13 protein-coding genes are annotated in these 12,777 nt (G+C 65.4%); 2 read left to right on the top strand and 11 right to left on the bottom strand.

The genetic code is table 11. The features are described 5' to 3' along the window. Positions 1–74: 74 nt before the first annotated feature. From A5634_RS03100 to A5634_RS03070, 7 genes are all read right to left on the bottom strand, one after another. Positions 75–989 carry an alpha/beta hydrolase gene (locus A5634_RS03100; RefSeq protein ID WP_065142626.1) on the bottom strand — a complete coding sequence of 305 codons (915 nt, stop codon included), beginning with the start codon at positions 987–989 and terminating at the stop codon, positions 75–77. Then, positions 986–1,804, bottom strand: coding sequence for an SDR family oxidoreductase (locus A5634_RS03095; RefSeq protein WP_065142625.1), 819 nt, complete (start codon positions 1,802–1,804; stop codon positions 986–988). Before A5634_RS03095 ends, A5634_RS03100 begins: the two co-directional genes overlap by 4 nt. Further along, positions 1,801–2,280, bottom strand: a complete 480-nt coding sequence (locus tag A5634_RS03090; RefSeq protein ID WP_065142624.1) for a nuclear transport factor 2 family protein — start codon at positions 2,278–2,280, stop codon at positions 1,801–1,803. The genes A5634_RS03095 and A5634_RS03090 overlap by 4 nt, the downstream gene beginning before the upstream one ends. A 64-nt stretch (positions 2,281–2,344) precedes the next feature. Further along, complete coding sequence (locus A5634_RS03085) at positions 2,345–3,358, bottom strand: acyl-CoA dehydrogenase family protein (protein WP_065142623.1); 1,014 nt, start codon at positions 3,356–3,358, stop codon at positions 2,345–2,347. After that, on the bottom strand, positions 3,355–4,479 hold the full coding sequence (locus tag A5634_RS03080) for an acyl-CoA dehydrogenase family protein (RefSeq protein WP_065142648.1): 1,125 nt from the start codon (positions 4,477–4,479) through the stop codon (positions 3,355–3,357). The genes A5634_RS03085 and A5634_RS03080 overlap by 4 nt, the downstream gene beginning before the upstream one ends. Before the next feature lie 5 nt (positions 4,480–4,484). After that, positions 4,485–5,264 carry a crotonase/enoyl-CoA hydratase family protein gene (locus tag A5634_RS03075; protein WP_065142622.1) on the bottom strand — a complete coding sequence of 260 codons (780 nt, stop codon included), beginning with the start codon at positions 5,262–5,264 and terminating at the stop codon, positions 4,485–4,487. A gap of 24 nt (positions 5,265–5,288) precedes the next feature. Then, positions 5,289–6,854 carry an acyl-CoA synthetase gene (locus A5634_RS03070; protein WP_065142621.1) on the bottom strand — a complete coding sequence of 522 codons (1,566 nt, stop codon included), beginning with the start codon at positions 6,852–6,854 and terminating at the stop codon, positions 5,289–5,291. A gap of 79 nt (positions 6,855–6,933) precedes the next feature. Here A5634_RS03070 and A5634_RS03065 point away from each other — a divergent pair, with 79 nt between their 5' ends. Continuing rightward, on the top strand, positions 6,934–8,808 hold the full coding sequence (locus A5634_RS03065) for a flavin-containing monooxygenase (protein ID WP_065142620.1): 1,875 nt from the start codon (positions 6,934–6,936) through the stop codon (positions 8,806–8,808). After that, positions 8,805–9,692 carry an SDR family NAD(P)-dependent oxidoreductase gene (locus tag A5634_RS03060; protein ID WP_065142619.1) on the top strand — a complete coding sequence of 296 codons (888 nt, stop codon included), beginning with the start codon at positions 8,805–8,807 and terminating at the stop codon, positions 9,690–9,692. The genes A5634_RS03065 and A5634_RS03060 overlap by 4 nt, the downstream gene beginning before the upstream one ends. Before the next feature lie 273 nt (positions 9,693–9,965). On the opposite strand, the gene A5634_RS03055 is transcribed toward A5634_RS03060, so the two are convergent. From A5634_RS03055 to A5634_RS03040, 4 genes are read right to left on the bottom strand one after another with little or no spacing between them, the layout of a single operon-like run. Continuing rightward, the gene (locus tag A5634_RS03055) at positions 9,966–10,607 is read right to left on the bottom strand and encodes a Dabb family protein (RefSeq protein WP_065142618.1); all 642 of its coding nucleotides are present in this window, start codon (positions 10,605–10,607) and stop codon (positions 9,966–9,968) included. Beyond that, complete coding sequence (locus tag A5634_RS03050; protein ID WP_065142617.1) at positions 10,600–10,947, bottom strand: hypothetical protein; 348 nt, start codon at positions 10,945–10,947, stop codon at positions 10,600–10,602. Before A5634_RS03050 ends, A5634_RS03055 begins: the two co-directional genes overlap by 8 nt. Further along, a complete protein-coding gene (locus tag A5634_RS03045) occupies positions 10,947–11,861 on the bottom strand; it encodes an alpha/beta hydrolase (RefSeq protein ID WP_065142616.1) in 915 nt (304 codons plus the stop codon). The genes A5634_RS03050 and A5634_RS03045 overlap by 1 nt, the downstream gene beginning before the upstream one ends. After that, the gene (locus A5634_RS03040; protein ID WP_065142615.1) at positions 11,858–12,658 is read right to left on the bottom strand and encodes an IclR family transcriptional regulator; all 801 of its coding nucleotides are present in this window, start codon (positions 12,656–12,658) and stop codon (positions 11,858–11,860) included. The genes A5634_RS03045 and A5634_RS03040 overlap by 4 nt, the downstream gene beginning before the upstream one ends. Positions 12,659–12,777: the final 119 nt, after the last annotated feature.

The raw sequence follows: 12,777 nt of genomic DNA, 5'->3' as shown, positions 1-12,777 counted from the left end.
TCCCAAAACTCCGGGTCTCAATCCTGCACGCCGTCAGTGCATCCCGAAGGGGCGTTGTTCCGGTCACCGGGACACTAGAAGCGAAGTGGATGGGCGAACTTGGCGCGTAGCAGCCCGCCGATCTCGGCGATAGCCAAGCGGCCGCGCGCGGTCGCCTCGGATCGCATCGCAAATCCGTGGTACATCCCCGGATATCGGGTGAGGGTGGTTTGCACGTCGGCGTCACGCAAGCGGGCGGCATATCGTTCACCCCAATCTCGGATTGGGTCGCAGCCCGCGGTCGCCACGATGGCCGGCGGTAACCCGGTCAGGTCTGTCGCGTACGCCGGTACGAGGTAGGGATCGGTTCCGACGTCGGCGAGTGTGTGCAGAAAGTCGATGTCGTCACTGGTGAGCATGGGTGCATCCGCGAGCAAACCGATTGAGGGAGCTGACATGTCGCGATCCAGTCCGGGGTAGAGCAGTACCTGGGCGAAGATCTGCGGGCCGTTCCGATCGCGGGCGGCCAACGCAACACCGGCCGCCAGCGAGCCGCCCGCGCTGTCCCCGATCACGACGAGTCGGCCGGCGTCGACGCCCAGCTCCCGGGCGTTGCGCGCCACCCACTCGGTAGCGGTGTAGGCGTCGTCGAATTGCGCGGGTGGCGGCGACTCCGGCGCCAGCCGGTACTGCACGGACACGACGACGGCGCCAGACGCCGATGCTAGGGCGCGCGCCAGTGGTTCGAATGAGTGGTTGCTGCCCATGACCAGCCCGCCGCCGTGGAAATACACCAGCACCGGTTGGTCGGAACCTGTTGTCGGACGGTAGATCCGGACCGGTAAGGATCCGGCGATGACATCCTGGCTGATCTCGGCCATATCCGCCATGTCGTCGGGCAATGGTGCGGACTCGATTGCGGCACGCACCGCCGCCAAACCCCGTACCCGCATGGGCGGAATTTCACCGAACGAGGCGACCCGCGCGGCGGCATCGGGATCCAAGGTCATTTCAGCGTCGGCGGACGTTGGGCCGCAAGCACTTCGGCACGGTGCTTCATGGCCGAGACGACCGATTCCTGGGTGGTCAGGTAGAAGCGGCCCGCCGCGGCCTGTTCGAATACCGTCTCGGCGGCCGCCAGGGGATCCATCGCCGTGGCCTTGATGCCCAGCATGGCGGTCCGCTGCGCTTCTGCGGCCGTGAAGTCGCCGTCCGCGACCCCGCCAGCCGAATCGAAGATGTCGGAGACCACCGCGCCAGGTAGCACGGCCTGCACGTGAATGTGGTTGCCGTGTCCGGCTTTTTCCACTTCCAGGCGCAGGCATTCGGTCATGGCGAGCACTGCGTGCTTGCTCATGATGTAAGGCGTCTGCAAGGGGATCGCCACCACGGCGCCTACCGACGACAAGTTCCACACCCACGCCTGCTCGCCGGCTGCCATCATTTTGGGCAGGAACGCGCGCACGCCGTGGAAGACACCGCTGATGTTGATGTCGACAACGCGCTGCCAGTTGTCCAGCGGCGTATCCCACAGGTAGCCGAACTGCTCGATGCCCGCGTTGTTCACCAGCAACCGCACCGGACCCACCTCGCGGTAGGTACGGTCGGCGAGGTCTTGGACAGCGTCCGGGCTGCGCACATCGCACACCACGTCGATCGCTGCGGATAGCTCGTCACGCAAGGCCGCAATGGCGGCGCCGTCGATATCGGCCAGCACCACCGTCATACCCAGATGGTTCGCGTAACGCGCCAGGCCAGCACCGATCCCGGCGCCCGCGCCGGTAATGACGGCCACCCCGCCGGAGAAGGTTGCGCGGGCGCTCACGGACCGGTCGGGGCTTCCGCGTGCCGCTCGGAGAGCAGCACCGAGTTGGTCGTATCGAGGACGACGTCCATCTCGGTGAACTCTAAACCGTTGGGGCCGCGGCGCACACCGACCTCGGCGACGCCGCTGGACACCGCGAACGGCACGAAGTTCGCGATCTGGTTGACGAAGAGGTAGAACCGGGCCCGGATGATTTCGCCCTCGGAGCCGATGCGGTGCAGGTTGGTGGTGTGATGACGCAACGGGTAGGGACTCTGCTCGCGGTGCGCCGCCAGCCAGTCCATGACAGCATCACGGCCGTGCAGTTCCGGTGACATCAACTCCTCGAAAGGGCTTGCGCCACTGTCGCTTCGGCTCACATAGCGGATGTCGTCGGCATATCGCGCAGCCAGTTCGTCGTAGTGTGCCTCGTCGTAGTGGTACCAGAACCCGGCGATGAACTCCTGCAGTTCCGCCAGCGTGATGTCGTTGCTCATGGCCTCGAGTCAACCGCGCAACGGCCCCGATCGTGTGCGGGTTGCCCGGTCAGTGGAACATCAGTTACCCGGTGATCAGGCCCCACAACCCGCCGGCGCTCGCGTAGAGCGCCGAATCGGTGACCTGGTCGTCCCAGTAGCGCGTCGAACCAAATTCCGAACGCCAGGCGAGCGCGGCCCGGGTGAACTCGTGCAACCTGTGCTCGCGGGTGGTACCGATCGCGCCGAGTACCTGGTGGGCGTTGCGCACCACCACTGATGCAGCGTGCCCAGCGCACGAACGCGCCACTGCGACAAGGAATCCCAAGTTGTCTGCCGACCAGTTGCTGGTCGCGCCGACTGCCAACGCCGCCTCGGTCGCCGCGCGGGCAAGCGCGGCTTCGGCGGCGATATCGGACACCAGGTTTTGCACCGCTTGAAATTTGGACAGCGGTCGACCGAACTGAACGCGCGAGGCGACGTGCTCGATGCACAGCTGCAAGATCCGGTCCAGTGCGGCACACACCTGGATGGAGCGCACCAGCCCGGACTTCAGCCGCAGCTGGGTGATCACCCCCAGCGCGACCGGCATACCCTGCAGGGCGGCGACGTCGGCGGCCACCGTGTCGCGCGGTTCACCGATCAGGTTGGCGCCCGAGGTGATCGTGAGCTCTTCGGCTGCAACGTCGGCAACGCGGTAACCGCCGTCGGCCCGCCACCCAATGACGACGCGGTCAGCCTTCCCCGCCCACGGCACGTCGTCAGCGAGGCCGTCCTTGTTCAACACGCACACCGTGCGCACTGCGTCGTCCGTCGGCACCCCGCCGACTTCAAGCAGCCAGCACGCCAGTAAATCGTGTTCGGCCAATGGAATTCGCACTCCGTGCCGCGCTGCGGCGGCCAGCAGTTCAGCGGCTTCGAACCATCCCGCCCCGCTGCCGCCGCGTTCCTCCGACCCGGTCAGCCGCACCAGGCCGAGCTCGTCGAGCTGCCGCCAGAGGTCTGGGTCGCGTTCGACCGTCGTGCTGGACGCATGCTTTTCCCGGTAGTCGCCGAAAACGGCGTCCATCATCTCGATAAGGGCCGGATCCACACTCATCGCATGCCCAATCCGCGGGCGATGACCCCGCGCAGTATCTCGTTGGTGCCGCCGCGCAGGGTGAAGCCCGGCCGCTGGTCCACGGCGGCGTGCACCAGCGCCGCGAAGACCGAATCGGGGGAGTCCTGGACGTCGGCGAACTCCGCGATGTCGCCCTCGGTGCTGGTCCCGAGCACCTTCACTACGGCGGCGGGGGTGTCGGCCGGGTCGTGCCGCTCCAACGCGCCGGCCACCGCCGTCGACATCTGATGCAGGCCCGCAACGCGCGCCACAAGTCGCCCAAGATTTGGATCGCGGGGAATTGCGTTGGCCGCCATCCGGTCGGCGCACGCCGCCAGCAGCACGAACGTGGACAGAAACCGTTCGGGTCCACTGCGTTCGAAGGCGAGTTCGGACGTCACCTGTCGCCAACCGTCACCGATCTGGCCGAACACCATGTCGTCGGGCACGAACGCCCCGTCCAGGATGACCTCGTTGAAGTGGTGTGCGCCGTTCATCGAGATGATCGGGCGGATCTCGATGCCCGGGGCGCGCAGGTCGACGATGAACTGGCTGAGCCCACCATGGCGGTTTTTCGGATCTACCGGCGCGGTGCGAGCCAGCGCGATGAAGGCCTCCGCCAGATGCGCCCCCGAGGTCCAAACCTTCGTCCCCGACAGCGACCAGCCGCCGTCGACCCGGTCGGCCTTGGTACGCACGCTGGCCAGATCCGAGCCGGAATCCGGCTCGCTCATCCCGATGCCGAAGAAACACTCGCCGCGCACGATGCGCGGCAGGAAGTGCCGCTTCTGCGCCTCGGTTCCGTACTTGAGCAACGACGGCACGATCTGCCGATCGGCGATCCAGTGCGCGGCCACTGGCGCGCCGGCGGCCAAGAGTTCCTCGGTGACGACGAAGCGCTCCAGGAATGAGCGCCCGTGCCCGCCGTACTCCGCCGGCACTGTCATGCCCAGCCACCCCCGCGCCGCCAGCGCCGCGGTGAAGGCTTCGTCCCAGCGCGACAACCAGGCGTCCACAGAAGGCGTGAACGCGCCTGCCGCGAGCTGTTCCTGGACGAACATGCGCACTTCGGCGCGCAGGTCTGCGGTCGCCTCGTCGTCGATTCCAGCGGGGGGAACCAGCCGGTTCACTGGCGCGTCCGCCACTTGGCGATGCGTTGCTCGTGCTCGGGGTCGCGGTGTGCCAACGGCTGCATGGCCGCGGCCATGCCCAGCGTGGACTCGAGCGACCCCGTGCGCGACTCCTGCAGCAAACGCTTAGCCATCCGCAGTGCGTGCGACGGGTTCTTGGCGATGCGTTCGGCGAGGTCGGTCGCTTGGGGGAGCAGGTCGTCGTGCGGGACCACCCGGCTGACCAGGCCCCAGTCCAGTGCGGTGGCGGCGTCGACGCGGTCGCCGGTGAGGGTCATTTCGGCGGCACGCTCGTACCCGATGATGCGTTGCAGGAACCAGGTGCCACCGTCACCGGGGATGAGACCAAGTTGGACAAAGCTTTCCGCGAAAGATGCTCGCTCGGAGGCGATTCGGATGTCGCACATCATCGCCAGGTCGCAGCCGGCACCGATCGCCGCGCCGTTGACCGCCGCGATCAACGGGACTTCGAGCCGGGACAGTGCACGCGGGATGCGCTGGATCCCGTCGGTGTAGGCGTGCCGCTGATCCAGCGGGCTCAAGCCGAACATGCCCGCCTGGTCCGCCATCTCCTTGACGTTGCCGCCGGACGAGAAGATCTTGCCCTCGCCGGTGAGAATCACGGCGCGGATCTCGGTGTCGGCGTTGGCGCTGTCCACCGCCGCCTCGAAAGCGGCGATGACGTCCTTGCCGGTGATCGCGTTTCCGACGCCGGGCAGGTTGATCGTCCATACCCGGATTGGGCCGGTGCCGCTGATTTCCAGAGGATTACTCATGCCCGCAACTGTAGGGAGTGGGTTTCAGTTGCCGGACGCTCGGGTGAACCGCTTGCGAAGTTCGCGTTTGAGGAGCTTGCCGCTCGGGTTCTTCGGCAACGAGTCGACGAAGAAGACCTCTTTGGGGGTTTTGAAGCCCGCCAGGTGTTCTCGGCAGTGCGCGATGACGTCGTCGGCGACGAGCGTGACCCCAGCGCGGGGCACCACCGCCGCCACCACCGCTTCCACCCACTGCGGGTGCGGCAGACCGAACACCGCGACTTCCTGCACCCCGCTGTGGAGGTACAGCACCTCCTCGACCTCGCGGCTGGCCACGTTCTCACCGCCGGTCTTGATCATGTCCTTCTTGCGGTCCACAACGTGCAGCAGGCCGTATTCGTCGTAGTAGCCCAGGTCGCCGGAATGGAACCAGCCATGTTTGAAGGCTTGGGCGGTTTTTTCTTCGTCGTCGAGGTAGCCGAGCATCAGATGCGGGCTGCGGTGCGCGATTTCGCCCACCTCACCCGGCGGCACAGGCTGGTCGCCATCGTCGAGGATGGTCGTCTCTACGTTGACCACGGGGCGTCCGGCCGCGCCCGGGTGCGCGTCTTGTTCGTCTGGTCTTAGCGCCGACGCCAACGGCGCAATCTCGGTCTGGCCGTAGAAATTCCACAATCTCAAGTTCGGCAGCCGCGCACGGATCTCAGCGAGAATCTCGACGGGCATCGCAGAGGCCCCGTAGTACCCCTTGCGCAGACTGGAAAGGTCAACCCGGTCGAACAGCGGGCAGCGCAGCAGGCTGATCCAAACCGTGGGCGGTGCAAAGTAATTGGTGACGGCATACCGTTCGATGGTGCGCAGCACGACTTCCGGTTCCGGGCGCGGCAGGATGATGCTGGTGGCGCCAAGATAGATATCGGGGACGAGAAAGTTGTCCAGTTGCGCGCAGTGGTAAAGCGGCAACGAGTGAATCTCCACGTCGTCGCCAGACTTCTCGCCGGCGATGATCGTGCTGATGTAGTTCCAGATCAGACTGCGACTGCTGTGCATCGCGCCCTTGGGCTGAGACTCGGTGCCGCTGGTGTACATCAGGCGGACCAGTTGATCGTCGTCGAGCAGTGGCCGTGGCGCAGCGGTTTGGGTGGTGAGCCATTGCGCGAACTCGTCCCAACCTGGGGCGCTTCCGGTCAGGGTGGCTTTGATCGTGACGCTGCCTTTCTGGCCGGCTAGGCGCAATGCTTCATCGGCGGTTGTCAGGAACTCCTGCTGAACGATGAACCCGTTGACCTTGCTGTGTCCGAGGATGAACCCGATCTCCTCGGCAGTGAGCATGAAGTTCACCGGCACCAGCACCACCGCGGCGCGCGCGGTCGCGAACGCCAATACCGCGTACTGCCAGCAGTTGCGCGCCAGCAGTGCAATGCGATCACCGGGGGCAAAACCGTTGTCGTGCAACGCCGCAGCCGCTCGGTCCACCATATGCTCGAACTCGGCGAAGGTCAGGACGACGTCTGCGTCGATGATCGCTATCTTGTCGGGCTGCCGCCGAGCCGACCGGCGGGGGATATCACCGAGCGAATGGCTGCGGGCTTGGGCGATCACGTCTTGCATAGGTCGAACATAGGCACCATGTCCCGCTCAGAGGAAAGGATGGTCGCCCCGACGCTGGACAGCTTTGATACTGGGTTGCATGACGACACCGGCGGAACTGCGGGCGAACCTGCGCCTGGCCGACCCGGGAGTGCTGGTCGCCGTGCTGGCTCAACTCACCGGCGACCCGGCAGTGGTAGACACCTTCGGCCCGAAGATTTCGCACGCCCCCGACCCGCCCGAACGCGTCGGGGTCACCGATCCGGACACTCTCGACCAGCTGGTGGACGCGGTAGTCGCGGCGCTCGAAGCCGGCCAACCTGCGCCAATCGACACCGAGTTGTTCAGACGCCTGTTGCCGTTGGCGCTGGGTTCGGACGTCGATGACGAGTTTGTTCCGCTGCTGCTCGAGCAGGGCGGGTTCCAACGCTCCCAGCCGACGCTGCCGCGCACAGCGCCGATTCCAGCGACGACGACGGTCGCGATCATCGGCGCCGGGCTGGCGGGTTTGATTGCTGCTTTGGCCGCCGAGGATGCCGGAGTCGCCTATGAAATCTTCGATCGCAACGACGACGTCGGGGGAACCTGGTTGACCACGACCTACCCGGGCATCGGCGTTGACACTCCGTCGGCCTACTACTCGCTGTCGCGTGAGTTGAACCCGGAGTGGACTAGCTACTATCCGCAAGGCGCGGAGTACCAGGCCTATCTACTAGGCCTGGCCGATACGTACCGGCTGCGCGAACATGCCCGTTTCGGCGTCGAGGTCGAGGCGCTGTGGTGGGACGAAGATCGCGCGCACTGGCAGATTCACACGATGGACCGCGACGGCAATCGCGCCGTGAGCCATGCCCGCGTGGTGATCACTGCTGCCGGCTACCTCAACCGGCCACGCTGGCCGGACCTGCCCGGACGAGAGTCGTTCGCGGGCACCAGCATTCACTCCGCGCAGTGGGATCCGGCGCTGCGGCTGGCCGGCCGGCGCGTCGCGGTGATCGGGGCGGGATGCACCGCGGTGCAGATCGTGGATGCCTGCGTCGACGAAGTCGAGCACCTGACAGTGTTTCAGCGCCAACCGCATTGGGTGGCACCGCGCAAACGGTTGACCGACGACGTTCCCGAACACCGCCGCTACCTCGGGCGTCACCTGCCGTTCTACGCGAACTGGAATCGGCTGAAGTCATACTGGGGCACTGCCGACAATAACTATCCGGTGATTCTGCTGGATCGCGATTGGGCGGCAAGTCATCTGTCCATCTCGCCCGCCAACGACGTGCTGCTGCAGATGTGTCTGGATTACATCGATCGAACATTCGGTGCGGGGACGGATTTGGCCAAGAAAGTCACCCCGGATTTCGCGCCCTACGGCAAGCGCATCATCAGGGATCCGGGGGGTTATTACGCGGCGTTGACCCGTGACCACGTCGACGTCGAGGCCAGTGAACCTGCCGCCGTCAACTCCAAAGGCATTGTCACCCAGGACGGTAGACAGATCGACTTGGACGTCATCGTTTACGCGACCGGGTATCACCTCGACTTCCTGTCCACGATCGACATCCGCGGCCGCGATGGTGTCGGGTTGGCCGCCGAGTGGGGCGACAGCCCCGCGGCGTACCGGGGCGGCACCGTTCCGGGATTCCCGAATCTGTTCATCAATTCGGCACCCAACTACAGTCCCGGGCATGGTGCGGGCGCCAATTTCTCGATGGAAGTGATGGCGCACTACATCATCGAGTGTCTGCAACTGATGGCGCTGCGCGGTGCGACCACGATGGAGGTGACGCGACGGGCGTTCGACGAGTATGTTGCCGCGATCGACGAAACGATGGCTGGGACGGTTTGGTGTCACACCCCTAATGCACACACCTACTACCGGTCGGGATCTGGCCGGGTGGTGGTGGCTAGCCCGTACCGGTTGGTCGACTTGTGGCACCAACACCGAGCGCCGATCGAAGAGCATTTTGAGCTGCGATGACGCAGTTGCTTGATGGCCGAACAGCTTTGGTGACTGGCAGCAGTCGCGGCATTGGGCGGGCGATCGCTCAGCGACTCGCAGCCGAGGGCGCGACGGTGGTGGTAACCGCGAGATCGTATGAGCCGTCATCGTCGGTGCGGGGTGGCGTGCCTGCCACCCTGCCGGGCACGATTGATGAGACGATCGCGCTGATCGAGGCGGCGGGCGGGCAGGCTATCGGTGTTGCGGCCGACTTGGAGGATCCTGCCCAGCGCGACGATCTGATCGGTGCTGTGGTGCGGCGTACCGGCCGGATCGATATCTTGGTGAACAACGCGGGCTTCGCCGATTATTCGATGATCGAGGGAATGTCTTTGCAGACCTTCGACCGGACGGTAGACCACTACTTGCGGACACCATTCATACTCACAAAAGCGGCTGTCCCGCATATGCGTAGCCAAGGTGGTGGCTGGATCGTGAACATCGGGTCGGTGACCGGCGTAGCACCGGTACGCCCTTTCCGGGACTACAACAAGACCTCCGGCGACGTCATCTACGCTGCTTGCAAGGCGGCGCTGCACCGTTTCACCCAGGGCGCAGCGGCCGAACTGCTCGATGCGAATATCGCGGTCAACTGTGTCGGCCCATCGACCGCGGTTCGCACTCCCGGTGCGGCACAATTGATTCCGGATTCGTTTCCCACCGAGCCGGTGGAGTACCTGGCCGAGACTGTGCTGGCAATGTGTCAGTTACCCGCAGCGCAGCGCACCGGGTTGGTCGCGTTCAGCCTGCACTATCCCTGGTCGCAGGGTCTTTCGGTGCGCAGCTTGGACGGCACCGCGACAATGCCGCCGTTGCCGCCGCCGGAAGCCGCGAACCCGAACATCCCGCCCGCTGGTTTCTGACCATGCGTGCAGCGCGACGTTCGTGCACGCCCCCAGGGGTGACTACTCTTTTGCCCGCCTCCGAGCGACAACCTGTTGTCGCTCGGAGGCGGGCAAAATTCATGTGTCTTAGGCCGGGTGCGCAAGTGACAGACGGGGTTTCGGAGTTCGAGTCACTGAGCCGACGGCAAGTGCCCCCGTTCGCCGCCCCGGTTAGTTGTCGCTCGGAGGCGGGCAAAATTCATGTGTCTTAGGCCGGGTGCGCAAGTGACAGATGGGGTTTCGGAGTTCAAGTCACTGGGCCGAAGGCAGGTCGTCCCAGTTCGCCGTATCGGGAAGTACGCAGAAGCTGTGGCATATCCGGTCCCGCACAATGACTTCGGGGCATTCGGGGTCGAACCAACGATCCACCATGGCCCAGTGAATCGGATGCATCAAGTACTGGCCCACCAGGCCGTCGACGTCGGTGAAACCCTGCTCGAACACATGTGTCCACGGCGAGGCGCCAACCGCCTCCTCGACACGACTGAGTTGCCAAGCGGTGATCGTGTTCACGTAACGCGCTATCAGTCGCAGTTCGTCCTCGAAGCAAGCAATAGTGTCTTCGGCGGTGCCGGGAACCACCCGCAGCAACAGAGTGCGATACACCGTGCCCCTATTGACGTCGGTACGGACCGGGCCACCCAGATAGTTGGCGCCGTTGATCCGCGTCACCGCCGAGGTGTCGACGACGCCAGCGAAATCTTCCTCGATACAACGCCATTCGCATTCAGATGCGAAGCGCAGATGAACCAGAATGTCGCCGCCATTGCGGGAACCGGGCATCGTCGGCTGCACGATCGAGTACGGCGAATGAGCCGCGACGGCACGCAAGTCGCTCAGGACCCGGCCGCGATCGGGCTCGTGGACGTCGAGCAGCCGCGTGACGCTATACATCGCACAGATCGTCGACGTCATCGGCTGCAGCGGCGAACGACCGCGACCGCTCCACCACCAACTCGCTGATCCTCGACCACCATTCGGACACGGTGGGATCCGGCCGGACCTGCCACGTCATCTCCCACCATGCCCGCACATTGGGTAACGTCCAGGTGATCGTGATGGTGTTGGCTTCATCGTCGAACCAGATCGGCGGGCTCACCAGGACGTCGCGCAATGTCATGCCCCGTTCACGCGCGTCCGGGGCGTACTCGCTGAGATAGGCGTCTACGAACCGGCGCGCACAACCGGGCCGGGTCACCACGCGGTCGATCACGAAGACCTGCCCGTCAGCCATCAGCCGAGCCCCAGAGCCGAGCGCAGCGCCGCGGCAGACCGCCCCCGCGCGTCCCGAGCGATGTCAAGAGTCGGCATGCTCATGAAGCCATGTATACCGCCATCGAACTGAAGCAGCGTCACGGGTACCGCGGCGGACTCCAGGCTGGCGCCGTAGGCGAGCCCCTCGTCGCGCAAGGGGTCATGTCCGGCAACCACCATGACAGCGGGTGGCAAGCCGCTCAGGTCGGCGTGTAGTGGCGCCGCATACGGGTGGGTGCGGTCGGCAACCGCGGGTACGTACTGATCCCAGTACCACTGCATGGCCGGTTTCGGGTTGTAGTACCCGCGACCAAACAGCCGGTAGGAGCAGGTGGTGAAGTCGGCCGCGATCACGGGGTAGATCAGCAGTTGCGCCGCGAGCGCAGGCCCGCCACGGTCCCGTGCCATCAACGCGGTCACGGCGGCCAGGTTGCCGCCGGCGCTGTCGCCGCCGACGGCAATGCTACTGAAGTCGCCGAAGGCGCCGGCAGCTGCCGCCGCGATCACCGCGTAGACGTCCTCGGCCGCTGCGGGCCAGCGATGTTCCGGCGCTAACCGGTATGCCACCGAAACAACCACGGCCGGAACATGATTGGCGAGACTGCGACATAAGCCGTCGTGACTGTCCAGATCGCAGAACACGAACCCGCCGCCGTGCGCGTACACGAGCACGGGCAAATCGTCGCCGTCGGGCCGATAGACGCGCACCGGAATGTCCTCGCCTGGGCCGGGCACGGTGAAGTCGCGGACCTGGGCGACGGGTTCGGGGTCCGCGGCGGGGACAAACCGGGCCCGGATCGCGGCCCTGGCCTGAGCGCCGGTCATGGTGTGCACCGGCGGAAAGCCAGAGTCCAACGTGTCGAGCAGCGCCGCGATCTGTGGGTCGAGCGTCACGCGTACTGCAATGCGGGGCGCAGCGGCCGTAACGGCTGCAAAGTCGGAGCAACCCGCTGCGGACCGTCTTCGACGTTGCGCCAGATCCCCATCGCGGTCATGCGAACCGGGGCGGCGAGGCGCTGATCGAACATCATGCGATTCATCGGACCACACACCGACACTGCCGCCACGGCCTCGCCGGGCGACCCGATCGGAGCGGCGACACAGCCGAAGCCGAGCAGCGACTCCTCGCGCTCGAAGGCGATGCCGTGCGCGCGGACCCTGGCCAGTTCGACGGCCAGTTGCGAACTGGTAGCGATCGAGTACCTGGTCTGGCGCGCCTGTAGATCTACTTCAGCGTCCTCACCTGCGAAAGCCAGCATTGCCTTGCCGACTGCGGTGCAGTGCGCCGGCGCCCGACCACCAACGCGGGTGGGCAGGCCGTCGCTGACCCGGTCGCCAAGCTTTTCCAGGTATACGACATCGGTGCCGTCCAGCACCGCCAGATGAACGACAAGCCTTGTAGCGCGGTGCAATTCAGCCAGTAGCGGTTTGGCCGCACGCACCAGACGATCCTGGTGGACGGCCAAGGAGCCGAGCTCGACCAGGCGCATGCCGAGTTCGTAGTCTCGACCGCTCCGGCGTAACCAACGCAGCTGTACCAGGCGCTCGAGCATTCGATGCGCCGACGAGCGTGGCAGCCCGGTGCGGCGGACAATCTGGGCCAGGGTAAGGCGGCCCGGTCCGTCGAATGCATCCAGGACGAGCGAGATGCGGTCGATGACGGCGCTGGGTGTGGCGGAGTCGGCGGCCATAGGAACTCCTAAGCGGTATATTACTAATAGTAATATACCAACAGCCGGGCAGTCGTAAAGGCCCGCGACACGCCCACCAGTTCGCGCGCGGGAATCAGCTGGCGGCGTCGCGCTCGGGG

Source organism: Mycobacterium asiaticum (assembly GCF_001673365.1).
GTDB lineage: Bacteria > Actinomycetota > Actinomycetes > Mycobacteriales > Mycobacteriaceae > Mycobacterium > Mycobacterium asiaticum_A.
Note: the sequence above shows the minus strand (reverse complement) of the source record. Positions and strands in the feature narration are given on the sequence as shown.